Source organism: Nocardia crassostreae, from assembly GCF_001613405.1.
In the GTDB taxonomy this organism is placed as follows: domain Bacteria; phylum Actinomycetota; class Actinomycetes; order Mycobacteriales; family Mycobacteriaceae; genus Nocardia; species Nocardia crassostreae.
Window position 1 is genome coordinate 23100 of sequence record NZ_BDCH01000003.1, and the last position, 25870, is coordinate 48969.

Annotated in this window: 23 protein-coding genes and 2 pseudogenes; 10 read left to right on the plus strand and 15 right to left on the minus strand. The window is 67.9% G+C overall.

What is annotated here, in order from left to right; all coding sequences use genetic code 11:
- Positions 1-135: 135 nt before the first annotated feature.
- Positions 136-972 (minus strand): SDR family oxidoreductase, encoded by an 837-nt coding sequence (locus NC4_RS01335; protein WP_067531339.1) that lies wholly within the window; start codon positions 970-972, stop codon positions 136-138.
- 83 nt (positions 973-1055) lie between these two features.
- Between NC4_RS01335 and NC4_RS01340 the strand changes: the two genes are divergently transcribed.
- Positions 1056-1913 carry a metallophosphoesterase family protein gene (locus tag NC4_RS01340; protein ID WP_067531341.1) on the plus strand — a complete coding sequence of 286 codons (858 nt, stop codon included), beginning with the start codon at positions 1056-1058 and terminating at the stop codon, positions 1911-1913.
- A 227-nt stretch (positions 1914-2140) separates the two neighbouring features.
- A pseudogene (locus tag NC4_RS01345) lies at positions 2141-3009 on the plus strand (cation diffusion facilitator family transporter).
- On the opposite strand, the gene NC4_RS01350 reads toward NC4_RS01345, so the two are convergent.
- The 8 genes and pseudogenes from NC4_RS01350 to NC4_RS01385 form a co-directional block, all read right to left on the minus strand.
- Positions 2997-4352 (minus strand): uracil-xanthine permease family protein, encoded by a 1356-nt coding sequence (locus NC4_RS01350; RefSeq protein WP_067531652.1) that lies wholly within the window; start codon positions 4350-4352, stop codon positions 2997-2999. The pseudogene NC4_RS01345 and the gene NC4_RS01350 overlap by 13 nt on opposite strands.
- Positions 4353-4450: 98 nt before the next feature.
- A complete protein-coding gene (locus tag NC4_RS01355) occupies positions 4451-4849 on the minus strand; it encodes a hypothetical protein (protein WP_067531343.1) in 399 nt (132 codons plus the stop codon).
- A gap of 39 nt (positions 4850-4888) precedes the next feature.
- Complete coding sequence (locus tag NC4_RS01360; protein WP_067531345.1) at positions 4889-6613, minus strand: multicopper oxidase family protein; 1725 nt, start codon at positions 6611-6613, stop codon at positions 4889-4891.
- 220 nt (positions 6614-6833) lie between these two features.
- A pseudogene (locus NC4_RS01365) lies at positions 6834-7980 on the minus strand (acetyl-CoA C-acetyltransferase).
- Between the two features lie 57 nt (positions 7981-8037).
- Positions 8038-8646 carry a TetR/AcrR family transcriptional regulator gene (locus tag NC4_RS01370; protein ID WP_067531347.1) on the minus strand — a complete coding sequence of 203 codons (609 nt, stop codon included), beginning with the start codon at positions 8644-8646 and terminating at the stop codon, positions 8038-8040.
- A gap of 121 nt (positions 8647-8767) precedes the next feature.
- Positions 8768-9526: a hypothetical protein gene (locus NC4_RS01375; protein WP_067531349.1), complete on the minus strand. Its 759-nt coding sequence runs from the start codon at positions 9524-9526 to the stop codon at positions 8768-8770.
- Positions 9527-9754: 228 nt separating this feature from the next.
- Positions 9755-10579, minus strand: coding sequence for an SDR family oxidoreductase (locus tag NC4_RS01380; RefSeq protein WP_067531351.1), 825 nt, complete (start codon positions 10577-10579; stop codon positions 9755-9757).
- On the minus strand, positions 10576-11811 hold the full coding sequence (locus NC4_RS01385) for an acyl-CoA dehydrogenase family protein (RefSeq protein WP_067531353.1): 1236 nt from the start codon (positions 11809-11811) through the stop codon (positions 10576-10578). The genes NC4_RS01380 and NC4_RS01385 overlap by 4 nt, the downstream gene beginning before the upstream one ends.
- 70 nt (positions 11812-11881) lie before the next feature.
- Here NC4_RS01385 and NC4_RS01390 point away from each other — a divergent pair, with 70 nt between their 5' ends.
- The 5 genes from NC4_RS01390 to NC4_RS01410 all read left to right on the plus strand — a co-directional run bounded on the left by NC4_RS01390 (position 11882) and on the right by NC4_RS01410 (position 18079).
- Positions 11882-13429: a FadD3 family acyl-CoA ligase gene (locus NC4_RS01390; RefSeq protein ID WP_067531355.1), complete on the plus strand. Its 1548-nt coding sequence runs from the start codon at positions 11882-11884 to the stop codon at positions 13427-13429.
- Entirely contained in the window at positions 13426-14316 is an 891-nt protein-coding gene (locus tag NC4_RS01395) for an enoyl-CoA hydratase (protein ID WP_067531357.1), read from the plus strand. Before NC4_RS01390 ends, NC4_RS01395 begins: the two co-directional genes overlap by 4 nt.
- Positions 14317-15447, plus strand: a complete 1131-nt coding sequence (locus tag NC4_RS01400; protein WP_067531359.1) for an acyl-CoA dehydrogenase family protein — start codon at positions 14317-14319, stop codon at positions 15445-15447.
- 15 nt (positions 15448-15462) lie between these two features.
- Positions 15463-16653 (plus strand): acyl-CoA dehydrogenase family protein, encoded by a 1191-nt coding sequence (locus tag NC4_RS01405; protein ID WP_067531361.1) that lies wholly within the window; start codon positions 15463-15465, stop codon positions 16651-16653.
- A gap of 382 nt (positions 16654-17035) precedes the next feature.
- Positions 17036-18079 carry an acyl-CoA dehydrogenase family protein gene (locus NC4_RS01410; protein ID WP_067531362.1) on the plus strand — a complete coding sequence of 348 codons (1044 nt, stop codon included), beginning with the start codon at positions 17036-17038 and terminating at the stop codon, positions 18077-18079.
- Positions 18080-18098: 19 nt separating this feature from the next.
- Here the strand turns inward: NC4_RS01410 and NC4_RS01415 are convergent, their stop codons facing one another.
- Positions 18099-18305, minus strand: a complete 207-nt coding sequence (locus NC4_RS01415; RefSeq protein WP_067531364.1) for a hypothetical protein — start codon at positions 18303-18305, stop codon at positions 18099-18101.
- 113 nt (positions 18306-18418) lie between these two features.
- On the minus strand, positions 18419-19816 hold the full coding sequence (locus tag NC4_RS01420) for an amino acid permease (RefSeq protein ID WP_067531366.1): 1398 nt from the start codon (positions 19814-19816) through the stop codon (positions 18419-18421).
- A gap of 160 nt (positions 19817-19976) precedes the next feature.
- Between NC4_RS01420 and NC4_RS01425 the strand changes: the two genes are divergently transcribed.
- Positions 19977-20729, plus strand: a complete 753-nt coding sequence (locus NC4_RS01425) for a DUF427 domain-containing protein (RefSeq protein ID WP_067531368.1) — start codon at positions 19977-19979, stop codon at positions 20727-20729.
- 5 nt (positions 20730-20734) lie between these two features.
- Here NC4_RS01425 and NC4_RS01430 read toward each other — a convergent pair whose 3' ends face one another.
- Positions 20735-21469 carry an SIR2 family NAD-dependent protein deacylase gene (locus tag NC4_RS01430; RefSeq protein WP_067531370.1) on the minus strand — a complete coding sequence of 245 codons (735 nt, stop codon included), beginning with the start codon at positions 21467-21469 and terminating at the stop codon, positions 20735-20737.
- 75 nt (positions 21470-21544) lie between these two features.
- Entirely contained in the window at positions 21545-22462 is a 918-nt protein-coding gene (locus NC4_RS01435) for an AraC family transcriptional regulator (protein ID WP_067531372.1), read from the minus strand.
- Between the two features lie 96 nt (positions 22463-22558).
- On the opposite strand from NC4_RS01435, the gene NC4_RS01440 reads away from it, so the two are divergent.
- Positions 22559-23617 carry a saccharopine dehydrogenase family protein gene (locus NC4_RS01440; protein ID WP_084528347.1) on the plus strand — a complete coding sequence of 353 codons (1059 nt, stop codon included), beginning with the start codon at positions 22559-22561 and terminating at the stop codon, positions 23615-23617.
- Positions 23618-23777: 160 nt separating this feature from the next.
- Positions 23778-24188, plus strand: coding sequence for a cupin domain-containing protein (locus NC4_RS01445; protein WP_067531374.1), 411 nt, complete (start codon positions 23778-23780; stop codon positions 24186-24188).
- Between the two features lie 83 nt (positions 24189-24271).
- Here NC4_RS01445 and NC4_RS01450 read toward each other — a convergent pair whose 3' ends face one another.
- Together NC4_RS01450 and NC4_RS01455 are read right to left on the minus strand one after the other, a co-directional pair.
- A complete protein-coding gene (locus NC4_RS01450; RefSeq protein ID WP_067531376.1) occupies positions 24272-24601 on the minus strand; it encodes a hypothetical protein in 330 nt (109 codons plus the stop codon).
- On the minus strand, positions 24601-25824 hold the full coding sequence (locus tag NC4_RS01455; protein WP_067531378.1) for a 3-ketosteroid-9-alpha-monooxygenase, oxygenase component: 1224 nt from the start codon (positions 25822-25824) through the stop codon (positions 24601-24603). Before NC4_RS01455 ends, NC4_RS01450 begins: the two co-directional genes overlap by 1 nt.
- Between the last annotated feature and the right edge of the window lie 46 nt (positions 25825-25870).

Genomic DNA, 25870 nt, shown 5'->3' on the forward strand with positions numbered 1-25870 from the left:
CAACCGTGCGGCCCCCACAATCGGGCCGTACCCCAGGATCCGGACGACACCGGATCCATTGCGCGGCAACAGCCGTTCGGTCGCGCACGGACCGTCCCCGGATCCTCTCGCCCGGGGACGGTCTTCGCGTTTCGGCTACTTGCGGCGCACACCCGCGGCGGCGGCGAAGATCGCGTCCAGGACGGGTGTCGGGGTGAACCGGGTACTCAGGGCCTGGACCTTGTTCAGTAGGCCGACCACGATGCGGGCCTTCGGGTTCCGGGTTGTCAGGGCCTTCTCCACCTCGGCCACGACAGTATCGACCGGGGCCGCGACGCGCTGCTGGACGGTGGCGGCGACCTTGCGGGCGGCGGCGAGCTGCGGGGCGTAGAGGTCGCGGTGTTCCTGGGTGAACGATGCTGTGGCGGCGTCCATCTCATTGAGGACTTCGCCCCACATATCGGTGGCGATGGGGCCGGGTTCGATGAGGGTGACTGGAATATTCCAGGGGCGCAGTTCGACTCGCAGGGCGTCGGCCAGGCCCTCGAGGGCGAACTTGGAGAAGTTGTAGGCGCCCGAGCCGGGGGTGGAGATACGGCCGCTGAGCGAGGAGATGAAGACGACGCGGCCGCGGTTGGCGCGCAGCCGGGGCAGTACCGCCTGGGTGACGGCGAGCGCGCCGAAGACATTGATCTCGAATCCGGCGCGGACGGCGTCGACGTCGAGGCATTCGACGGGGCCGAGGACGGCCACGCCCGCATTGTTCACCACGGCCGTCAGATCGGCGGGCAGGACGGCGTCGAGTGCCGCGATGTGGTCGGCGTCGGTGACATCGAGGAGTACCGGGGTGATGGCGGCGTTCAGCGCGGTCAACTCGTCGCCATCGGAGAGTTTGCGGACACCCGCGTAGACCCGCCAGCCCCGCTCGGCCATGCGCAGGCAGATTGCTTTTCCGATACCGCGCGCCGCGCCGGTCACCAACACAGAGTTCATGGCGTCACCCTATTCGGGCGTGCCCGAAGCGGCACGACGGAATTGGACGTGCCCCGGCGGCGGGCGGCTGCCACCATGGGGCGATGGGGAATGTGCTGATTGTCGGGGATTTCCACGGGAACACCAGCCATGCGCTGGCCATGGTGCGGGTCGCGGCGCGGGAGAACTGCGCGCGCATGTTCTCGGCGGGAGATTTCGGGGCCTGGGAGCACACGCCCTCGGGGCGGCGGTACTTCGACGTGGTGAACCGGGCAGCCAAGAAGGCCGGGGTGACGGCGTATTTCCTGGACGGGAATCACGACAAGTCCTCGCTGCTGCACGAGTTGTACGACGAACGGCGGGACGACGAGGGGTTTCTCCTGTGCCGCAAGTTCGTGCGGTATGCGCCGCGCGGGCATCGGTGGACCTGGGAGGGGACGGACTTCGCGGCCTTCGGCGGGGCGCGGTCGACGGACAAGGGGTGGCGGCTGGCACGCGAGGCGCGCAAGGAGGAGCAAGCCGAGCGGCGGCGCAGGTACGGGTCCGCGCGGCGGCCGAGCACGGCGGGCACGCTGTGGTTCCCGGAGGAGGAGATGACCGACGAGGAGCTGGACGCCCTGCTCATCGCGGACAGTTCCCCGGTCGACGTGCTGCTCACCCATGACAAGCCGCGGGCCACCGAACCGAAGGTCAATCGCAAGGACCGGCCGGAATGCTTCCCGAATCAGGACCGGGTCCAGCTACTGGTCGAGACGCTGCAGCCGAGCCTGCATTTCCACGGCCATCTGCACTATCGGTATACCGAGACCATTGCCTGCGGGGGTGATCGGTGGACCCGGGTCGAGGGCCTGGCCGCCGACCCGGAGGCCTCCAGCCATCCGGCCTATCGGCCCGAACAATCCTGGATGGTGCTGCAACTCCCTTGCGCCACCGCGGAATTGGCCGAATCACGCGCGGGCTGAGCGCTCGCTCACCCGATCCACGCTGGGCGGATGCCCAGCGCCCTTACATACATAGCGATGCGTGCATATGATCGCCTGCGGTTGCACGAAAGGAGAACACGGTGGGTGCAGGACACGCGCACGGTCACGATCATGGGCATACGCACGGCCACGGGCATACGCACGGCGCCACGGCCGACAGCGATAAACGCTGGCTGGCCGGAGCCCTCGCACGCATCGTCACCTTCATGATCGGCGAGGTGATCGTCGGTGTCGTCTCCGGCTCGCTCGCCCTGCTCCCCGACGCCGCCCATATGCTCACCGACGCGGCCTCGATCGTGCTGGCGCTGTGGGCCATCCGCCTCGCCGCCCGCCCGCCGGGCGCATGACCTTCGGCTGGAAGCGCGTGGAGATCCTCTCCGCCTTCGCCAATGGCGCGACCCTGCTGCTGCTGGCCGCCTGGCTCACCTACGAGGCCGTGCGCCGACTATTCGAACCGCCCGAGGTCACCGGCGGCCTGGTGCTGGTCACCGCCCTGATCGGCGTGGTGGTCAATCTGATCGCCACCCTCATGATCAATCGCGCCAATCGCACCAGCCTCAATGTGGAGGGCGCCTACCAGCACATCCTCAACGACCTCTACGGCTTCATCGCCACGGCCGTGGCCGGTGCGGTCATCATGCTCACCGGGTTCGTGCAGGCGGACGTCATCGCCACCCTCATCGTGGTGGCGCTCATGGTGAAGGCCGGTGTCGACCTGGTGCGCGCCTCCACCCGCATCTTCCTCGAGACCGCGCCCGAGGGCCTGGACCCGAGCGCCATCGGCGCCGCCATGGCCGCCCGCGAACATGTGGTGGAGGTGCACGACCTGCACATCTGGGAGATCACCTCCGGCTCCCCCGCGCTGTCGGCGCACGTCCTGGTCGAGCCCGGCCACGACTGCCACGCCGTCCGGGAAGATCTGGCGCACTTCCTGTCCCACGATTTCCACATCGACCACGCCACCCTGCAGGTCGATCACGCCCAGCCCGGCGTGCTGGCGCTGGGCCGCGAGACCGCCTCGCACTGCGAACAGTCCCACGGCCCCTCCCACACCGCCGCCGGTTACTTGTCGTAGGACGAGGTGCCCTCGTCCAGCAGCGGCTCCTCGACCTTGTAATGCGCCGGGGCGAACAGGCGCAGCACGTGATAGCCGCTGATGACGACCAGGGTGCCCAGCGCGATACCACTGAGGGTGAAGTTCTCGGTGAACTCGATGCTGACATTGCCGATGCCGATGATCAGGCCCGCGGCGGCCGGGACCAGGTTCAGCGGATTGCGCAGATCCACCTTGGCATTGGTCCAGATCTGCGCGCCGAGCAGGCCGATCATGCCGTAGAGAATGACGGTGATGCCGCCCAGGACGCCGCCCGGAATGGCCGCGACCACCGCGCCGAACTTCGGGCACAGACCGAACAGCAGCGCGAAGAACGCCGCGGTGGAGTAGACGCGGGTGGCGGCCATGACGCCGATGTTCTCGGAGTAGGTGGTGTTGGGCGGGCCGCCCACCGCGGTGGAGAGCATGGAGGCGGCGCCGTCGGCCGCGATGGCGGTGCCGAGATTGTCGTCGAGATCGACGCCGGTCATCTCACCGACCGCCTTCACATGCCCGGCATTCTCGGCGACCAGCGCGATCACCACGGGCAGCGCCACCAGAATGGCCGACCATTCGAAGGCCGGGGCGTGGAAATCGGGCAGGCCGAGCCAATTCGCCTGGGCGACACCGGAGAAGTCGAGCCGCCAGTGATCGGTCACCGCACCGCTGCCGTCGGCGGAATGGATCTTGCCGAAGATGCGGTCCAGCGCCCAGGACAGGCCGTAGCCGAAGACCATGCCCAGGAAGATCGCGATGCGCGAGAAGAATCCGCGCAGCGCCACCACCGCCAGGCCGGTGAAGAGCATGACGAACAGCGCGGTCCACTGATCCTGCGGCCAATAGGTGGAGGCCGTCACCGGGGCCAGATTGAATCCGATGAGCATGACCACGGCGCCGGTCACCACCGGCGGCATGGCGGCGTGAATGATCCGCGCCCCGAAGCGCTGTACGGCCAGGCCGACCAGGAACAGCGCCAAGCCGACCACCAGGCAGGCTCCGGTGATCGCGGCGCTGCCGCCGCCCTGCGCCCGAATGACCGCCGCCACGCCGACGAACGACAGCGAGCAGCCGAGGTAGCTCGGCACCCGGCCCTTGGTGGCCAGCAGGAAGACGGCCGTGGCGACGCCCGACATCATGATCGCCAGATTGGGATCCAGACCCATGAGGACCGGCGCCACGAAGCTGGCGCCGAACATGGCCACCACATGCTGGGCGCCCAGCCCGAAGGTGCGCGGCCACGACAGCCGCTCATCGGGCTTCACCACCGCGCCCGGCGCGGGAGTTCGCCCGTCGCCGTGCAGAGTCCAGCGCACGCCGAGGTCCATAGTGTCGTCGCTTTCTACCAGGTCCGGATGATCCCCGACATCGTAGGCGAGCAACCGTTCGGTTTATCACCACGCCGAGGCGCGCGGCGCGATCCGCCCTACAGCCCGAGCCGCCGCCGCACCTCCGGCGGCAGCGCATAGGGATTCTCGTCTCCGGGATCACCACCGGAATCGGTCACCGGCCGTGCCGGACCGGGCCGCTCCGGCTCCGCGGCCGCGAGGAACCAGCGCAGCGCGCCCGCCACCGCCGGATCATCGGCCAACTCACGCCGCAAATCCGCCGCACGCTCCCGCGTCTGTCGCAGCGCCTTCTCGTGTGCGAACGAAACCGCCTGCGCCAAGGCCGGATCCGGTAGCGCCAGCGTGGTGATCCGGCCGTCCGCCGCCACCTCGATGCGCACCGCGCCGACGCTCGCCGTACCGCGCACGCCTTCGATGGCTTGCTGTACGCGCCGGGCCCTGCGACCGATCTCCTCGAACCGCCCCTCCACCGACATCCCCCATTGATATTCCGGCGGCGGCGATCCCGGGCCGGATCAGCGGTATCGGCCGCTCACTCCGGCAGGACCCGGATCTGCTGCATCATGTCGTGATCGGCGTGATCGAGATTGTGGCAGTGCCAGACATAGCCGCGGATCTCGTCGTGACCCGTCGCATGATCGGCATGGTGCGCACCCGTGGGCGCGATGGCCTCGGCACCCGCGGGAACGTGAATGACGGCGTCCGGATCGAAACCGAGTTCCGCGACCGAGGGCCAGCGCACCAGCACCCGGGTAATGGTGTCGGTGGGGCATTCCACGGTGTCCTTTCCCGAAGGCGGGCGGGTAGTTGGCCAGCCAGTAGGCGAGGGTGAGAATGGGCTGGCGGCTGATCACCCGCATGCGGGCCAGGTGAATGTGGATGGGGTGGTCGAAGGGCGTGCAGTTGACGATGTCCCAGCGTTCGGTGGCGCCCGCCTTGGCCATATCGATATCGGAGCTGAGGAACGGCAGGTTGTTGAGCGGCATCATGGTCGGGAAGACGGCCGCCGAGCGGGAATCGTCATTGAGGCCCATGAGGGTCATGACGCGCACGGATTCCGGGGAGTAGATCGGTTCCAGGGCCTCGGGCAGCCCGTCGTGACCGCGCAGGAACGGCGGGGGAACGGCCTGCGGCCCCGGCCCGGAGACCGTGAAGCGCATGATGTTCCGGAGTTCGGGGACCATGAAGATGGTGTTGCCGAGGTCGTTGAGGGCGGTATTGATCAGCTCGATCACCGTGCCGTCGGCGAGCGGTGCGAAATCCACCAGCAGGTCCACGCGTTCGCCGGGGCTCACCCGGATCGAGGTCGTGGGCACGGGGGCGTCGAGCAGGCCCAGATCACCGCCGATGGCCAGGAAGGGCATGCCATTGGTGAACTCGAAAATGTATGGGCGGGAGTTGGATCCGTTCAACAGCCGGAACCGGTAGAGGGTGCGGCGGACCTCGAGTCGCGGCCAGACCATGCCATTGACGCAGGCCACATCGCCCAGCTGGCCGGATTGGTTGTAGCCCTCCGGAATGTAGACCCCGACCATGGGCTGGATGCTGCCGTCGGCATTGAAGGTGCGGTCCTGGACGATGAGCGGGATCTCGAACTCGCCGCTGGGCAGGCCGAGCGGGTTGTCCGCCGCGCCGGTGTCGAATTCATCGCGCACGTAATACATTCCGGCCAGACCGGCCTGGATGTTGAGGCGGGTGATGCCCATGGCGTGGTCGTGATACCAGAGTGTCGCCGCCTCTTGCCGATTCGAGTACGCGAAGCTCGGGCCGCCGCCATTGCGCCAGCCGATGAGCGGATGTCCGTCGTCGTCGGGCGAGTTCGCGCCGCCGTGCAGGTGGACGGTGAAGCGGGGATCGGTGCGATCGAGGTCGGTCACGCCGTGCATGGTCACGTCGACGTGCGAGGGGAGCACATGGCCGCCGAGCCGGTTGGGAAAGCTCATGCGCGCCACGCGATCTCGCCGGGCCTCCAGATTCGGCCCGAGCACCGGGCGGGAGAAGCCCCAGCTGCGGGTCTCGGGCAGGTCCCGGTGGTAGCGGTGGATATCGGCGGTGGCGGCCAATTCCCCTGCGGCCGGGACGGTTTCGGGAATCGGCAGCAAATCCACGAACGGCTGCAAGGGCGGCGAATGGTAGTTCAGCGGCGTAATGGCGGGCGGCGGCAGCGGCGGTATGGGCAGCGGGGGCGGCGGCAGCGGGACGGGCGCGGCGCCCGCTCGCGCGGTGACGCCGAGTCCCATTACACCGAGAGCCCCCAGGAGGAACCCCCGTCTGGGCAGGTTCGCATTCATGATCAGTTGATTCTCTCGCCGAATACTCACGTATACGGGGGCAGCGCGTTTTCGTTATTCAACTGGTCTATCGGTCCACGTAAAAGCGACATTACGGACACGAAATGATTGAGGCCGCGCACCGGAAATCGGTGCGCGGCCTCTCATATCGGCTGTGGCTCACATAGTTTCAGAGCCGCTCGATAATCGTCACATTGGCGGTGCCGCCGCCCTCGCAGATGGTGAGCAGACCGTAGCGACCGTTCACCCGCTCCAGTTCGTGCAGCAGCGAGGCGAACAACTTGGCCCCGGTGGCGCCCAGCGGGTGCCCCAGGGCGATGGCGCCGCCGTTCACGTTCACCTTCTCCGGATCCGCGCCGGTGTCCTTGATCCAGGCCAGCACCACCGAGGCGAACGCCTCGTTGATCTCGATGACATCCATATCGCCGATGGTGAGACCGGTCTTCTTGAGCGCCCACTTGGTGGCCGGAATCGACGCGGTCAGCATCATGATCGGATCCGCGCCGCGCGCTCACATGGTGGATGCGCGCCCGCGGGGTCAGCCCGTACTCCTGGACCGCCCAGTCCGAGGCGAACAGGGTGGCGGCGGAGCCGTCGGAGATCTGGCTGGCCACCGCGGCGGTAATGCGGCTGCCCTCGGCGAGCGGTTTGAGCCCCGCCATCTTCTCCATACTGGTCTCGCGCGGGGTCTCGTCGATCCAGAAATCGCGCACCGGCACGATCTCGCTCTCGAACTTGCCCTCCACAATGGCCTTGCGGGCGCGCTCATTGCTGCGCAGCGCCCACTGCTCCATGTCGACCCGGCTGATATCCCACTTCTCGGCGATCATGTGCGCCGAATTGAACTGCGACACTTCGCCGGTGCCGTAGCGGTGATCCCAGCCCTCCGCACCCACGAAGGGCGCGTCGAAGCCGTACGGCTGCCCGGCCAGCATGGCGGCCGAGATCGGGATGGCGCTCATGTTCTGCACGCCGCCCGCCACGATCACCTCGGCGGTGCCGGACATGATGGCCTGCGCGCCGAAGGTGATGGCCTGCTGCGAGGAGCCGCACTGCCGGTCCACCGTCACGCCCGGAACCGACTCCGGATACCCGGCCGCCAGCCACGCCGTGCGCGCGATATTCCCGGCCTGCGGGCCGATGGTGTCGCAGCAGCCGAACACCACATCGTCGACGACGTTCGGGTCGATCTTGTTGCGGCCCAGCAGTCCGCGCAGCGCCGCCGCGCCGAGATCGGCCGGGTGCACATCGGCGAGCGAGCCGCCGCGCTTGCCGACCGGAGTGCGCACGGCGTCGATCACGTACGCCTCCCGCATCGGCGAGTACTGACGGCGGGACGGTGCAGACATGGGAACTCCTACTGGAACTGTGAACTATCTCGCGTCGGGATTGGTGAGCCCGTCGAGCACGATGGTGAGGTACTGCTTGGCCAGGCTGTCGACGGTGATGCGGCCGCCGGGCTGATACCAGCGCACCGACACCCACACGGTGTCGCGCAGGAATCGGTAGGCCAGTTCGATATCCATCTCGGGGCGGAAGCTGCCGTCGGCGACGCCCTGCGCGAGCACCTGATGCCACAGCTCCCGAAACTCTTTGTTGTATTCATCGATGTAGCCGAATCGCGGTGTGCCGCTGAGCCGCTTGGCCTCGGCCTGGTAAATGGCCACCGCGGCATGCCACTGATCGAAGGATTCGTAGGACGCGATCACCAGCGCTTCGAGCGTGTCGCGGGCGCTGAGCCCGGAGGCGACGATCTCGCGGTAGCGTCCGAAGAGGTCGTCGAGGAAGCCGCGGAGGATTTCGTCCACCATGGCTTCCTTGGAATCGAAGTGGTGGTAGAGACTCCCCGATAGAATCCCCGCCGCATCGGCGATATCGCGAACCGTGGTGGCGCGCAGTCCGCGTTCGGCGAACCGATTGGCGGCCAGGCCGAGCAGCTCGCTGCGGCGCGCCGACTTGGAAGGGTCCGATGGTGGGGTCACCGCCCCAATATACAACCAAGCATTTGCTTGGTCGAGCGCAACCCAACTCTCGGGACTCTCAGGGGCTTCGCCCCCGAACCCCCAACCGCCCTTCGGGGCTCCGCCCCGGACCCCGAGTAGGTCAACGTATGGAGTAGCGCAAGGGCGATGACATCGACAGGTCCGCTAACAAGCGGTCGCAGATGACGACGGGGGATATTCCGGCGCGGGCCATGCGGGCCACGAGGGCCAGGCGGCGTTCCGGGCTGTCCCATTCGACGGTCAGGGGTTCGCGGCCGGGTCCGGCGTCCACCGTGACCATGGCGCGGGGGAGGCCGCCGTCTGGGGTGGGTTCCTCGATGATTTTCAGGACCATGCCGCGTTGCCATGCCCGATATGTCTCCATATCGGCGCCTACGACCAATTTGTCTGTGGCGGCGCACAATCCTTGGGCTATGCCGTCGGCGAAGGCGGTGTGGTCGAAGCGGAGGCGGCGGCATTGGCGGACGACCTCGAGGAGGTCGGCGCGGACTTCGCAGAGGAGGGCGGTCTGTTTGCGGCGGCGCTTCTCGACCTCGGACAGGCCGTGCAGGGATTCGCGGGCCAGGCCGATGCGGCGGGCGCGTTCGCGATCGCGGACCATATCGCGGCGCAGGGCGGCCTTGGGGTCGCGGGAGACCTCGCCCTCGTCGACCGCGTGTTGTTCCAGGATCTGCGCGGCGCGCATGGCGGTCGCACGTTCGGAATCATGGTCGAGTAATTCGGCGCCCAGGGTCAATGCGGCCAGGACGACATCGTCGAGTCTTCGGCGCGCCAGAACGACCTCGCGCACCAGCTCGAGTTCGAGTTCCAGTTCTTCGTGGGGTTCTCGGGCTGCTTGTGTTCGGCGATCCGGACCCATGGGTCGCGCCCTTCGACTAGCGGAACCGGCCTAAACCAGGATTGCACAAGGACACCACCGGCGCGCCAGCCATTTTCCGCCGCGGCCGAAATACGCACTGCCGCGCCCCCTCGGGAACGCGGCAGTGAGAAAATCTGCTACCGGACGACACGGCTTTCCACATCACCCGAACGCATGAATTCGGTTGCGCCGAAGCGAAATCAACAGCACATATTCGACATCGCGAAATCAGGCTCGCTGACTGGAAATGGAAACCACTTCACCGGTGAGGTAGGTGGTGTAGTCGCTGGCGAGCATGGCGATGGTCGCGGCCACCTCCCACGGTTCGGCGGCGCGGCCGAAGGCCTCCCCGGCGGCGAGGCGATCCAGCAGATCGCCGGAGGTCACCTTGTCGAGGAAGGCGTGCCGGGCGATGCTCGGCGCCACGGCATTGATCCGCACGCCATATTCGGCGGCCTCGACCGCGCTGCACCGGGTCAGCGCCATGACGCCCGCCTTGGCGGCGGCGTAGTGGGCCTGGCCGTGCTGGGCGCGCCAGCCGAGCACGCTGGCATTGTTGACGATCACGCCGCCGTGCCCGGCGTCGCGGAAGTGCTTGAGCACCGCGCGGGTGCACCGGAAGGTCCCGTTGAGGGTGATGTCGAGAACCTTGTCCCACTGCTCGTCGGTCATATCGACCACGGGGGTCTCACCGCCGAGACCGGCATTGTTGACCATGATGTCGATGCGACCCAGCGCCTGCACGGCCGCGGCGACGAGCGCATCCACCTGCTCGGTGCTGCTCACATCGCAGGGCGCCAAAGCGATTCGGCGGTCCGGGAATTCGGCCTTCAGCACCTCCTCGGTCTCCTTCAACCGACGCTCGTGCCAATCGGAGATCACCACGTCCGCACCCTCGGTGAGCAGGCGGCGCGCGGTGGCCGAACCGATGCCGGTCCCGGCGGCCGCGGTGATGACCGCGGTCTTACCGGCCAGCAGATCGTGGCCGCCGGTGATTTCAGGAGCGATGGACAAGTCGACAGCGTTCGATGGACGTTCGCTTCGCTCACTCATGGACGAGCCTCCCGGGGAAGTCCGAGCACGCGCTCGGAGATGATGTTGCGCTGCACCTCGTTCGAGCCGCCGTAGATGGTGTCGGAACGAGTGAAGAGGAAGAGCCGCTGCCAGGCATTGAGATCCGCGCCCGGAGCATCGGCGATGAGGCCGGGCGCGCCCAGCACATCCATGGCCAGCTCGCCCAGGCCGCGATGCCAATTGGCCCACAGCAGCTTGGTGACCGAGGCCTGCCCGGCCGCGGTGCGGGCATCGACCGAGGTGCCGTCGTGACCGGATTCGAGGGTGCGCAGCACATGGGCGCGCAGCACATGGGCGCGCAGCACCCGCAGGCCGACCCAGGCGCTGTCGAAGCGGTCGGCGATCACCGGATTCTCGAAGGCGCCGTTCTTGCGCGCCACCGCTTCCAGATCGGCGAGTTCGCGCGCGTAGCGGATCTGCTGGCCGACGGTGGAGATGCCGCGCTCGAAGGTGAGCGTGCCCATCGCCACCTTCCAGCCGTCGCCGGGCGCGCCGACCACGAGATCGGCCGCGGTGCGGGCATTGTCGAAGAAGACCTCGTTGAATTCCGCGGTCCCGGTGAGCTGGATGATGGGCCGCACCTCGATACCGGGCTGCTTCATGGGCACCAGCAGGTAGGACAGGCCGTGATGGCGCTGTGAGCCCTTCTCGGTGCGGGCCACCACGAAGCACCAGTCGGCCAGGTGCGCGAGCGAGGTCCAGATCTTCTGGCCGGTGATCGACCATTCGTCGCCGTCCAGATGGGCCGAGGTGCTCACCGCGGCCAGATCCGAGCCCGCGCCGGGTTCGGAGTAGCCCTGGCACCACAGCTCGGTGACATTGCGGATACCGGGCAGGAACCGCCGCTTCTGCTCCTCGGTGCCGAAGGCCAGCGCGGTCGGGCCGAGCAGTTCCTCACCCAGGTGGGAGACGCGGCTGGGCGCATCGGCCTTGGCGTACTCCTCGTGGAAGATGACCTGCTGGCGCAGTGTGGCGTCCCGGCCGCCCCATTCCTTGGGCCAGCCCAGGCAGGTCAGGCCCGCGGCGGCCAGCGCCCGGTCCCATTCGAGACGCTCCTCGAAGGCCTCGTGCTCACGGCCCGGACCACCCAGACCGCGCAGTTCGCGGAACTCGCCATTCAGCTTCTCGGCCAGCCATTCCCGCACTTCAGTGCGAAAATTCGCCTCCTCAGCGCTGGTCGTCCCGCTGTCCGGTTCGGGGGTCTGGATCATGCTCACCCCCGTAGAGTAACCTACCAAGCACTTGCTTTGTTAGACCCGTTCCCGGACGCTCGGAGATCCCGTGACATCCCCACCGCAGACCACGCCGCTCGCCCTGCACACCGCCGCGAGCGCCTACGGCGACGCCACCGCCGTGAGCGACGGCGCCGTGCGACTGAGCTGGGCACAACTGCTCGACTCGGTCCGTGAGACCGCCCGCGTACTGCTCGCGCGCGGCGTGGAGCGCGGCGATCGGATCGGCATCTGGGCTCCCAATACCCACCACTGGGCGACCGCGGCGCTGGCCACGCACTATGTCGGCGCGGCCATCGTGCCGTTGAACACCCGCTTCGTCGCCGACGAGGCCGCGGACGTGCTGCGCCGGGTGGACGCCAAGGCGCTGTTCGTCGCGGGGACCTTCCTCGGCCGGGACCGGCTGGCCGAATTGCGGGCCGCCGCACCGGAACTCGGCATCGAGACCGTCATCGTCATTCCGGCCGAGGCCGAGACGGCCGTCGAGAACGCCATCGCCTGGGGCGAGCTGCCGAAACTGGCAGAGGCGGTCGCCCTTGAGGACGCCGTCGCGCGCGCGGAATCCGTGGGAGCGGACGATCTTTCGGACATCCTGTTCACCTCCGGCACCACCGGGCGCAGCAAGGGCGTGCTCATCTCGCACGGGAAGGCGCTGACCAGCGCCCGCGCCTGGTCCGACTGCGCCACCCTGCACAGCGGCGACCGCTATCTGGTGGTGCCGCCGTTCTTCCACAGCTTCGGTTACAAGGCGGGCATTCTCGCCTGCCTGGCCACCGGCGCGACCATCGTGCCGCAGGCCACCTTCGATGTGCCGGAAACCATGCGGATCGTCGCCGACGAGCGCATCACCGTGCTCACCGGGCCGCCGACCATCTTCCAGACCATTCTCGAGCATCCGGCGCGGCCGAGCGCCGATCTGTCCTCGCTGCGCGTGGCCGTCACCGGCGCGGCAACGGTGCCGGTCGTGCTCATCGAGCGCATGCGCGACGAACTGGACTTCGATGTGGTGCTGACCGCGTACGGGCAGACCGAATCCGGCGGGTTCGGCACCATGTGCCGTCCGGAGGATTCGGCGGAGACCATTGCCAATACCTGCGGCCGGGCACTCGAGGGTTTCGAGATCAAATTGGCCGACAATGGCGAACTGCTGCTGCGCAGTTCGCAGATCATGCTCGGCTACCTCGACGATCCGCAGGCCACCGCGGACACCATCGACAAGGACGGCTGGCTCCACACCGGCGATGTCGCGGTGATCGACGAGCGCGGCTATATGAAGGTCACCGACCGGCTCAAGGACATGTACATCTCCGGCGGCTTCAATGTGTATCCCGCGGAGGTGGAGCAGGCCCTGGCGCGGCTGGACGGGGTCGCCGAGACCGCGGTCATCGGGGTGCCGGACGAGCGCATGGGCGAGGTCGGGAAGGTGTACGTCGTGCGGCGGCCCGGCGCCGAACTGACCACCGACGATGTTGTGGCGCACGCCAAGACGCTGCTCGCCAACTACAAGGTGCCGCGGTTCGTCGAGTTCCGCGATCAGCTGCCCTACAGCGCCGCCGGGAAAGTGCTCAAGCGGGAACTACGTGAGGAGAAGGCGTGAGCCAGCAATCTGGAGCCGTCCCGGACGAGGGCGATGTCGTCCTCTACGAGAAGCGCGGACCGGTCGCGGTCGTCACGCTCAACCGGCCGGACTACCGCAATGCGCAGAACTCGGTCATGACCTACGCGCTCGACGCCGCCTTCGTGCGGGCCGTCGAGGACGCCAAGGTGAAGGTGATCGTGCTGGCCGGGGCCGGAAAGCATTTCAGCGCCGGGCACGATATCGGCACCCCAGGGCGCGACCACCACATCGAGTACGAGAACAAGGCCGCGCTGTGGTGGGACCACACCGATCGGCTCGGCGGTGATCAGCGCTTCGCCCGGGAGACCGAGGTGTACCTGGGCATGTGCCGCCGCTGGCGGGAGATTCCCAAGCCGACCATCGCCATGGTGCAGGGCTCCTGTATCGCGGGCGCTCTCATGCTGGCCTGGTCCTGCGACATGATCGTCGCATCCGAGGACGCGTTCTTCTCCGATCCGGTGGTGCGCATGGGCATTCCGGGCGTCGAGTACTTCGCGCACCCGTGGGTGCTCGGACCACGGCGCGCCAAGGAGATCCTGTTCACCGGTGAGCGCTTCACCGCGGCGCAGGCCTACGAGTGGGGCATGGTCAACCGGGTGGTGCCGCGCGCCGAACTGGAGACCCAGACCTTCGCGCTGGCCGAGAAGATCTCGGAGATGCCGCAATTCGGGCTGGCCTTGACCAAGAAGGCCGTCAATCAGTGCGAGGACCTCATGGGGATGCGCGCGGGCATGGATTCGGTCTTCGGACTGCATCACTTCGCGCACGCCCACAATGCCGAGGTCGGCGCGGACTCCCTCGGCGGAATGAACGCCAAGTCCATGAAGGCCGCCGCGGTGCACGCGGACGAGAACGGGGCGAAGTAAGTGGATCTCGAATTCGATGCCAAGACCGAGGAATTCCGCCGCGAGGTGCGGGAGTTCCTGGCCGCCAACGTGCCCGCCGCTCCCCTGCCGTCCATGGACACCAGGGCGGGGTTCGAGGCGCACCGGGAATGGGAGGCCACCCTGGCCGACGCCCGGCTGTCGTGCGTGGCCTGGCCCGCCGAATACGGCGGGCGCGATGCCTCGCTGACGGAATGGGTCGTCTTCGAAGAGGAGTACTACGCCTCCGGGGCGCCCGGACGCGTCTCGCAGAACGGCATCTTCCTGCTCGCGCCGACATTGTTCGAGCACGGCTCGCCCGAGCAGCTGGCCCGCATCCTGCCGAGAATGGCGCGCGCCGAGGATATCTGGGCCCAAGCCTGGTCGGAGCCGGAGGCGGGCAGCGATCTGGCCGGTATCCGTTCCACCGCCAAGCGCACCGAGGGCGGCTGGATCCTCAACGGTCAGAAGACCTGGATTTCCCGTGCCTCGTACGCGGATTGGGGCTTCGGCCTGTTCCGCAGCGATCCGGAGGCGCAGCGTCACCGCGGTCTCACCTACCTCATGTTCCCGCTCACGGCCGAGGGCATTACGGTGCGCCCCATCCCGCAGCTGGACGGTGAACCGGGCTTCGCGGAGATCTTCCTCGACAATGTGTTCGTCCCCGACCAGGACGTGATCGGCGAGGCCCATAACGGCTGGAAGGTCGCCATGGCCACCTCCAGCAATGAGCGCGGCCTGTCGCTGCGCAGTCCCGGCCGCTTCAATGCCACCGCCGCCAAGCTCATCGAGCTGTGGCGCGCGACCGCCGACGCGCACGACACCGCGGTCCGGGACCGCGTCGTCGACGCGTGGGTCGGCGCGGAGGCGTACCGGCTCAATACCTGGGCCACCGTCACCCGGCTCGCCGAGGGCGGCCAGCTGGGCGCGGAATCCTCGGTGAACAAGGTGTTCTGGTCCGATCTGGACATCGCCATGCACGAGACCGCCCTGGATCTGCACGGTGCGGCCGCCGAACAGGAATCGGCCTGGACCGACGGCTATCTCTTCTCGCTGGCCGGACCGATCTACGCCGGTACCAACGAGATTCAACGCAATATCATCGCCGAACGCCTGCTCGGCCTGCCGCGCTGAAATACGGAGGACGACATGCGATTCGCATTGACCGCTGAACAAATCGATTTCGCCGCCAGCCTGCGCAAGATGAGCGAGGCCGCCAAAACCCCCGGCGTCGTACGCGCCTGGGGCGCGGGCGATTCCGCCGCCGGACGCGCACTCATCGGCCAACTCGCCGAAGCCGGGGCGCTCGGCCTGACCATCTCCGAGGACAACGGCGGCTTCGGCGCCGGACCGGTGGAAATGATCGTGGCCTTCACCGAAATCGGCCGCGCCGCCGCCCCCGGCCCGCTGCTCGAAACGGCCGCAGCCATTCCCGCACTGCTGCAAGCCCTTCCGGACACAACGGCCGCCGCCGAATGGCTGCCGCAATTCGCCGAGGGCGCGAAGCTCGGCACCCTCGCCGTGAGTCCCGGCGCAGAATCCAGGGCGAGCGCGTCTGCCTCCACCTCCGGAGCGGGCTCGACAACGACTGCCGCCGAGGCGAGTGCGACAGCCACTGCCGCCGGGGCAAGCTCGAGAGCGGCCGCTGCGGGGGCGGGCTCGGCAGCGACTGCTGCCGGGACGAGCGCCCTCGATGCCTCCGGTGGACCGGTGGCTCTCGACGCCGATATCGCCGACCTCATCCTGATTGCCGACGGCGACCGCGTCTCCCTCGCGACCGCTGGTGCGCAGGCGAAGTCCATCGACGCCGCTCGCCGTCTCTTCACGGTGAATGCCGAGACGGTTCTCGCCGAGGGCGAAGGCGTAGCCGAGGCCATCGAAAAAGCCTTCGACACAGCCGCTCTCGCCGCCGCCGCGCAGCTCCTCGGCGCGGGCCGCGCCCTGCTCGACACCAGCGTCGACTACGTCAAACAGCGCCACCAGTTCGGCAAGCCCATCGGCCAATACCAGGCCATCAAGCACCACCTGGCCAATGTCCTCATCGCCCTGGACATGGCCCAGCCCTTGCTCCACCGCGCCGCCCTGACCCTCCAGGACGACGCCCCCGCCCAGGTGCGCGCCCGCGACATCTCCGCCGCCAAACTGGCCTGCGGCGAAGCCGCCTACCAGGCCGCCCGCACCGCCCTCCAGGTCCACGGCGCCATCGGCTACACCGCCGAATGCGACCTGTCCCTCTGGCTGACGAAGGTCACCGCCCTCCGCTCCGCCTGGGGCACCCCTGCCTTCCACCGCACCCGCATCGCCACCGCCCTGCGCGCCACCCCCCGAGCCGCCGCGTGACCCCCCGCACACCCCAAGCGTTCACACCCCTCGCCGCCGGTCCACACCCCCTGTCGAGCACCCAAACAGGGTGCGAACCAGCAACAATGGGTGCGAACCAGCACAAGCCACCCCGCCCCCGGCGAACGCGCCGCCCAGTGCACCCACACGACCGGAGCCACCGCGCACCCCGGGGCTTCACACCCCTTCCCGCCGATGCACACCCCGCCATGGCTACCCGGACAGGGCGTGAACCAGCACAAGCCACCCCGCCCTGTCCAACGACCGCACCGCGCACCCCAGAGGTTCACACCGCTTTTCGCCGGTGCACACCTCTTATTGGCGGCGAAAAAGGGTGTGAACCAACTGCTATGGGTGTGAACGACTTGATGGGAGCGAACGCATGAGCATCACGGTGGAGCAGCAGGAGCTGGCGGGTACCGTGCGCGCGGTGCTGGCCAAGCACGGTGACAGTGCGGCCATGCGGCGAGGACTGGGGAACGAGCGCGGGTACGACGAGCAGTTGTGGACCCTGTTGTGTGAGCAGGTCGGGGTTGCGGCGCTTGCCATTCCGGAGGAGTTCGGGGGCGTTGGCGTCGGGCTGGTCGAGTCCCTGCTGGTAGTGGAGGAACTCGGCCGTACGCTGGCCGCGCCGCCCATGCTGGGATCGGCTGTGCTCGGTGTGCAGGCCCTGCTGCTCGCCGGGAATGCCGCGGCGAACGAGCGCCTGCTGCCCGAGGTGGCCGAGGGCGCGCGCACGCTCGCGGTGTGCTGGGCCGGGCCGCAGGGCTGGGATTCGTTCGGGGTACGTGTCGAGGGTGGAAACCTTTCCGGCACGGCGCATTACGTCCTCGACGGCACCTACGCGGACAGCCTTCTGGTCCTGACGGCCGACGGGCTCTTCGAGGTGGACGGCACGGCCGCGGGTGTGACCCGCACCGCGGTTCCCACCATGGATCCGACGCGGCGCCTGAGCACCATTGCCTTCGAGGCCGTGCCCGCCACCGCGCTCGGCACCGTCGATATCGCGCGCCTGCGCGAGATCGCCTGGGCGGCAGTGACCGCCGAGCAGGTCGGCGCCGCGGACCGCTGCCTCGAGATGACCGTCGAGTACAGCAAGTCCCGCGTGCAGTTCGGCCGCCCCATCGGCAGCTTCCAGGCCCTCAAGCACCGTATGGCCGATATGTATGTGCAGGTGGAATCGGCGCGCTCGCTCGCCTATCTCGCGATCGCGGGGCTGGCCGACGACACCGTGGAGGCGATCGATATCGCTGCCGCCCGGCTGCATGCCACCGCCGCGCTGAATGCCGTTGTCTCGGAAACCGTTCAGATGCACGGCGGGATCGCCGTCACCTGGGAGCACGACGCGCACCTGTTCTTCAAGCGGGCGCACGGGGATGCCCAGTTGTTCGGCGCGCCCGCGCGTCCGCTCGCCCGCCCGGCCTAGCCGAGCGGTACCCGAGGTGCTAACGCTTGGCGGAGAGCGAGGACGAGCCGCTCAGTAGGCAGGCCCACTGATTCCAGTTGTTCGGATCGCAGTTGATCGGCGTCCACGTGGCGTCCGGCTGCGCCGGTTCCCGGAGGGCGGCATCGGCGGACGCGGTCGCCACCGAGGCAACGGCGGCGACCGCCAGGAAGGCGCCGGTCACGAGGGTGCGGACTGCCTTGGTCATGGATACTCCTTCGATCGATCTTCCGGAGGCCGGAGCTATCCGATGTCCGAAGAAGCTCGCATGACCCGAATTCCGTTGGCCCGCAATACTTTGCGGGCCAACGAGTGTTTGCGTCAGTGTTGCAGGACCTCGACCTCGCGGACCGGCTCCTTGCGGCCGAACTTGGCGCGCAGGGGGTAGATCGCGGCCACGATCAGGAGGCTGACGGTGGCGGCGATGAGCTGGTAGCGCTGGTCGTCCTTGGTGGCCATGGCGACGAAGACGGCGAAGATGGCGATGACGACCGCCCAGCTGATGTAGGGGTAGCCCCACATGCGGTAGGTCAGGGCCGAGGGGTCCTCGCGGCGCAGGCGGGCGCGCAGGCGCAGCTGGGAGAACATGATGGCCAGGTAGACGAAGGCCAGGACCACGCCGATGGAGCTCACCAGGAAGTTGAAGACCTTGTCCGGGGAGACGTAGGAGGCGATGACCGCGCCCCAGGCGGCGACCGTGCCGAGCAGGACGGCGCGGGCGGGAACGCCGCGCTTGTTCACCTTGACCAGGGAGGCGGGGGCGTCGCCGTCGCGGGTGAGGACGTAGAGCATGCGCGAGGACACGTAGATGGCCGAATTCAGCACGGACAGGACGGCCGTCAGAATGACGACCTCCATGATGGTGCCCGCGGCGGGGACGCCCATGCGGTCGAGCGCGCTCACGAATGGGGACTTCAGGACCTGGGCGTCGTTCCACGGGAGGATGGTCACGACCAGGAAGATCGAGGCCACGTAGAACAGGCCGACGCGCCACAGCACATTGTTGGTGGCGCGGGCGACCGCCTGGCCGGGCTCCTTGGATTCGGCCGCGGCGACGGTGACGATCTCGGTGCCGCCGAAGGCGAACATGACGATGACGATGGCGGAGAAGATGCCGCTGATGCCATTGGGCGCGAAGCCGCCGAAGGCGGTGAGATTGTGGAACCCGGCATCGGAATCGGGCCACAGACCGGTGACCCAGGCCGCGCCCAGCGCCAGGAAGACGACAATGGCCGCCACCTTGATGGAGGCGAACCAGAACTCGAATTCGCCGAAGGATTTCACCGACACCAGATTGACCGCGGTCATGACGATGAGCAGGGCCGCCGAGAGCAGCCACTGCGGCAGGTCGATCCAGCTCGCCAGAATGGCCGCGCCCGCGACCGCCTCCGCGCCGACCAGGATGACGTAGAGATACCAGTACAGCCAGCCGATGGTGAATCCGGCGAACGGCCCGAGCGCCATGCGCGAGTATTCGGCCAGGGATCCGGCGACCGGACGGGCCACCACCATTTCGCCGAGGGCTCGCATGACGCACAGCACCAGCAGCCCGGCGGCGGCGTAGGAGAGGATGGCGGCGGGACCGGCGGTGCCGATGACCGAACCGCTGCCGACGAACAGGCCCGCGCCGATGGCGCCGCCGATGGCCAGCATGGTCATATGGCGTCGCCGCAGTCCGGTCCGCAGTCCTTGCTGCTCGGTGCTGCTCGGTTCCGACATCTGACCGCCACCTTCATGTCGCTCAAGTGTTGCCCGAACACCATATCCGGTCTGGTCAGGCTATAAAAATCGCAGGTGCGCGCCGTAGCTGTCCGATACGCCTTGATTGCTCGAATTCCGTTCCCCACCTGCTACTTCGGCCGGGAGTACCGTCGAGACCATGACCGAGTCGAATACCTGGCAAGTACGCGTCGAACCGTGCGCCAAGCGAGTGCGCGCCTACTTCGGCGGCCAGTTGGTGGCCGACAGCAGCCGACCCCGGCTGGTGTGGGAGCACCCCCACTATCCGACCTACTATCTGCCCGCCGCCGACCTGCGGGCCAAGCTGGAACCGACCGGCAAGAGCCGCACCTCCGAGGGACGGGGCGAGGGCATCGAATTCGACGTGGTGGTCGACGGGACCGTCGCGGCCGGGGCGGCCGTGCGCTATCCGGACTCCCCGGTCGAGGAATTGCGCGATCTGGTCCGGCTGAAATTCGACGCCATGGACGAATGGTTCGAGGAGGACGAGCCCATCTACGTCCATCCGCGCGATCCCTACAGCCGCGTCGACATCCTGGCCAGCACCCGCCATATCCGCGTCGAGCTCGACGGGCAGACGGTCGCCGACTCGCACTCCCCGCGCATCCTGTTCGAGACCGGGCTGCCGCCGCGCTACTACCTGCCGCTCACCGATGTCCGCATGGATCTGCTGCGCGCCTCGGACAAGCAGTCGCAGTGCCCGTACAAGGGCACCGCCGCGTATTGGAGCGTCCGGATCGGCGAGAACGAGTATCCGGATCTGGTGTGGATCTATCGCGCCCCACTACCGGAGAGCCAGAAGATCGCGGGGCTGGCCTGCTTCTACAACGAGAAGGTCGATATCTGGGTGGACGGCGAGCTACAGGCCCGGCCGCACAGCCCGTTCAGCTGAAACCCTTACTCCCCCAAGATTTCCGAGACCAACCGAGGTACCGCGCGACCGATGGGTTCGCGCACCACCTCGGCGGCATAGGGGTCGTACGGCGTCGGCTCGGCATTCACGATCACGAGTTCGGCGCCGGAGTCGACGGCCACCGCACACATGGATGCGGCCGGTTCCACCTGCAGCGAGGTGCCGACGGCCAGGAAGATCGCGCTGCTCTCGGCGATCTCCACCGCCGCGCGGATCGCGTCACTGTCGAGCTGCTGACCGAACATGATGACGCCCGCCTTGAGGATGCCGCCGCAGTCCGGGCAGTCCGGATCGGGTAGCCCGGCGGCCACCCGCTCCAGCGTGGCCGCCATGGAATCGGTGAAATCGCAGTCGATGCAGACGACTTCGAACATATTGCCGTGAATCTCCACCACGGTCTCGGACCCGGCGCGCTGATGCAGCCGGTCGATGTTCTGGGTGATGATCCCGACCTCGCGCGCGGCCGCCAGCCGCACCAGCGCCTGATGCGCATCGTTCGGCCGGGCCTGCCAGGCCGGATTGTCCCGCCGCGCCAGCCACGCCCGGACCCGCAGCTCCGGATCGGCCACATAGTTCTGATAGGTGGACAGCAGCTCCGCGATCGGATCCTTGGTCCACACCCCGCGCGGGCCACGGAAATCCGGAATGCCGGAATCCGTCGAAATGCCCGCGCCGGTCAGTACGCCGATCGGGCCCTTGCGCGTTCGCCAGTCCGTCACTCGCCCGAGGGTAGTCCCGTCCGGCCGCGCCGAGCCAGGGCATTTCGCCGCGGGTGGACAGCCGACGGCAGATGTTCAGACGGCGATCACCGCGGGCTTGTCCTCGGCGCGCCGGTATTGCCCAGGGGCCGAACCGTATTCGCGCTTGAAGGCCTTGGCGAAGGCGAATTCGGATTGATAGCCGACCTTCCGCGCGACGGCGGCCAGCGAGGTGTCGGTCTCGCGCAGCAGGCGGGCGGCGGTGAGCATGCGCCAGCGGGTGAGATAGGACAGCGGCGGCTCGCCGACGGTGGCCGTGAAGCGGCGGGCCAGCGTGGCCCGGGAGACACCGGCCAGATCGCCGAGTTCCGGTACGGTCCACGCGCGTTCGGGCGCGGTGTGAATGGCGCGCAAGGTGGCGGCGACGGCCGGATCGGCGAAGGCGCCCGCCCATCCGCTGGCCCGCGCCTCGGCCTGTTCGTCGAACCAGGCGCGCAGGATGAACAGCAGCAGGGCATCGAGAATCGAGGGGATGGCGGCATCGCTGCCGGGCCGGGGTTCGGCGATCTCGGCGGCGAGCAGATCCACCGCGGCGCGCAGCGCGGGATGGCGGCCGGGACGCGCGGGGAGATGGATGAATTCGGGGAGGTCGTCGACCAGCGGATGACCGCGGCGACGGCCGAGTTCGTAAGCGCCGCAGAGCAGGGCGGTGCGCGGGCCCGGCCCGGCGATCTCGCGTGGTTCGCCCGGACGCGCGGATTCGGTGACCGGACTGTGTGGCTGATCGGCGAGCACATGGTCGGCGCCGCGCGGCATGAGCAGGACATCACCGGGGCCCAGCGCCATCGGCGCACCGGTCGGCGGCAGCACCCAGCACGAACCCTGGAGCACCACATGGAATCCCACGCCCGGCACCACCGGATAGCGGCGACCCCACGGTGCGTGCCGGATGAACATGCCGGAGGCCGGATTGCCGGTGCGCAGGGCCGCGATGGTTTCGCTGAGAATGTCCACTTAGTCATCATATCGCTCATCGTTTGAGCGTTTCGAGCATCAAACTGAGCAAATTAGCCATTACTTCGCTCACAGCGCCGCAATAGTGTCGTAGCCATGACAACGACGAACACCACCGCCCAGCCGATCACCATCGCCGTCTACGGCGCCAACGGCCAGACCGGCGGCCCCATCCTCACCGAACTCCGCCGCCGCGGCATCACCCCGATCCTGGTGGGCCGCAATGCCGAACGACTGCGGGCCGCAGCGACGGCGGCCGGTCTCCCCGATGCCGAAATCCGGCTCGCCGACCTGGACGACCCGGCGGCACTGACGGCCGCGTTCACCGGCGCCGACGTGGTGATCAGCGCCGTCTCCGCCTTCGTCGACCTGGGCGAGCCGATCTTGGCCGCCGCCATCGCGGCGGGCGCGCACTACACCGACACCTCCGGCGAGCAACTGTTCCTGAAGAAGGTCCTCGACGAATACGGCCCGCGCGCCGCGGCCGCCGGGGTGACCGTGATCTCCGGCATCACCGACAGCAACCTCCCCGGCGACCTGCTCGGCCACCTGGTGTCCCGCCGCGTGCCCGGCCCCGCCGATATCGTCCTCAGCCACCTGAGCTACAGCGGCGGCAACGGCTCCAAAGGCAGCGCCAAAACCGTTCTGGCCAGCCTGGATTGGTTCCGCTCCGGCGGCTGGCACTACGCGGACGGCGACCTGCGCACCGGCCCCGCCACCGCCCACACCGAAATGACCTTCCCCGATCACACCGCCCCCACCCGCGTCGCGAAATTCCCCCAACCCCCGGTCCTCACCATCCCCCGCCACTCCGACGTCTCCTCGGTAACCGGCGTCCTGGACGAATCAATCCTGGCCCACCTCAGCGACTTCACCCCCGAAGCCCTCGAATCCATGCCCGAGGAACCAAGCTCCGAACTCCGCTACCACATGGTCGTAGACGCCCACGGCACCAACGGCGCCACCGTCCGCGGAGTAGTCAGCGGCCCGCACTCCTACCGCGACTCCGCCCTGATGGCGGTGGAGGTCGCCGCCCGCCTGGCCACCGGCACGGCAGCACCGGGCGTCCTGGCCCCCGCCGAGGCATTCGACCCCGAGGACGTGCTGAATTCGCTGGCGCCACACGGCATCACCTGGACCATCGAGACCCGCTGACCGCCGCCCGATCCGCCATCGCCGCGCCCAACCCACCGACCTCCGCACCCAGCGCCTCGACTCCGGCCGAGACACTCGATGCCGATCAGCCCACCGCGCCCCACCCGGCAGGCTGATCGGCGCGCCGCGTGGCGGCGGGTGAGCGCCTACGCTGGGCAGCATGAGCGACGACCGGCCCGCACTGGCTGCCGAATTGGATCTGCTGCCTCACCCCGAAGGCGGCTGGTATCGGGAAACCTGGCGCAGCGGAGTGGAATTCGAGCCCGACGGCTACGACGGAAAGCGGTCCAGCGCCACCGCGATCTACTTCCTGCTGCTGCCGGGTGAGAAGTCCGCGCCACACACGGTGACCTCGGACGAGCCGTGGCTCTGGCACCGCGGCGGCCCGCTGCTGCTGAACATCGGCGGCGAGGAGATCGTCCTCGGCCCCGACGTCGAGAAGGGCCAGCGCCCCCAGGCCGTCGTCCCCGGCGGGATGAGCCAGGCCGCCCGCCCGGCCGATGACAACTACGTCCTCGTAAGCTGCGTCGTAGCACCAGGTTTCGACTTCGCCGACTTCCGCCTCGACTGACATCCAGCCCACAACGCCCCCCCACAACGCCCTCGCCCCCGCTGCGTTTGCAGCGGGGGCGAGTGGGTATTTGGAGACGACTCTCAGTCGTCTACCTCGAGCATGCCCTCGGCGAGGGCGTGCTCGATGGTCTTCTCCAGGTTGGGGCAGGAGTCCGGTTTGCCGAAAATCGGTCCGGCTTCGGCCATTTTGCGGAAGACCGGGCAGTGGTCGGCCGGGTTGACCGTCCATTGCACGGTTTTCTGCTGTGCGCTGTGTTTGCGCACGAGCACCTGGGTTCCGCAGGTCTGGCACGCGAGGGGTGTCAGGCCGGACTCCATGTAGTGCTCTTTGTCGAGGACCGTCTGGGCGCGCACCTGGGCCTGCTGCTCGGGACGATCCGACAAGTCGGGTGCTTTCGCCCAGGTGGTCATCAGACTCCCGCCTCCTGTGCCGCGGCCGCGGCGGCCTGCTCGGCTTCCTTGGCCTCGGCGCGCTTGCGCAGATTCTCCGCGACCTCCTTCTCCCAGGCCTCATTGGCCTTGGAGGTGTCGACCTCGAATTCGAAGCGCTGCGTCATCTTCGGGTCGATATCGGCGACGTCCACATAGAACTGCTCATACCAGCGGCGTAGCTGGTAGACCGGGCCGTCCTCCTCGGTGAGGAGCGGATTGTCGATCTTGGACTTGTGCTTCCAGATCTCGACATCCTGCAGGAAGCCCTCGGAGACGCCCTCGGTCATCTTGTCGGCGAAGCTCTGCGCCTGCTCGTCGGGCAGTCCCTTGGGCTTCTCCAGCGTCACACCCCACTGCAGCACGAAGGAATCCTGCGTGACCGGGTAGTGGCAGTTGATGAGCACCGTCTTGACCTGGAAGCCGCTGTAGATATTGAGCAGCGGGTTGATCATGTACGACGGCCCGAAGTACGACGCCTCGGACTCGAGGGTGACATCGATCCCGGCCTCGGCCGCCTGGCCGATATCGGGACGCCCCTTGGTCTTCAGGTACTGCGTCGCGACATGCCCTTCCAGGACGTTCTTGAAGTACGTCGGGAAGGCGTAGTGGATATAGAAGAAGTGCGCCATATCCACGACGTTGTCGATGATCTCGCGGCAGTTGGAGCCCTCGATCAGCATCGAATGCCAGGTCCACGGCGTCCAGCCGTCATTGAGCGATTCGGAGCTGCTGCCGTCGGCAGTGGTGAACGGCCCGTCGATATACGGGATGGTCACCTCGTCGGTCGGCTTGGAGCCCTCGTGGTCGTGCCAGACGAACAGCTGGCCATTGCGTTCGAGGGTGTGCCAGGCCCGGGTGCGGGCCAGCGGCGGTACGCGCCGGGCGTAGGGGATCTCCGTGCATTTGCCGTCGCCGCCCCAGCGCCAGTCGTGGAACGGGCATGCGATGGAGTCGCCCTTGACCTCGCCCATGGACAGGTCGCCGCCGAGGTGGCGGCAGTAGCTGTCGAGTACCTTCAGCTCGCCCTTGCTGTTCATGAAAACGACCAGCTTGGTGCCGAAAGCATTGACCGCGTGCGGTTTCCCGTCACGGAAGGTGCTGGACAGACCCAGGCAGTGCCAGCCCCGGGCGAAGCGGGTGGGCATGGAGCCCACGTCGATCTCGCGGACCTTCCCGCGGGGCCCTTGGGGAGTTGTCGCCATCGTTTTCCTCCTTGGAAGTACTAGAACACGTTACAAAATTGATCGA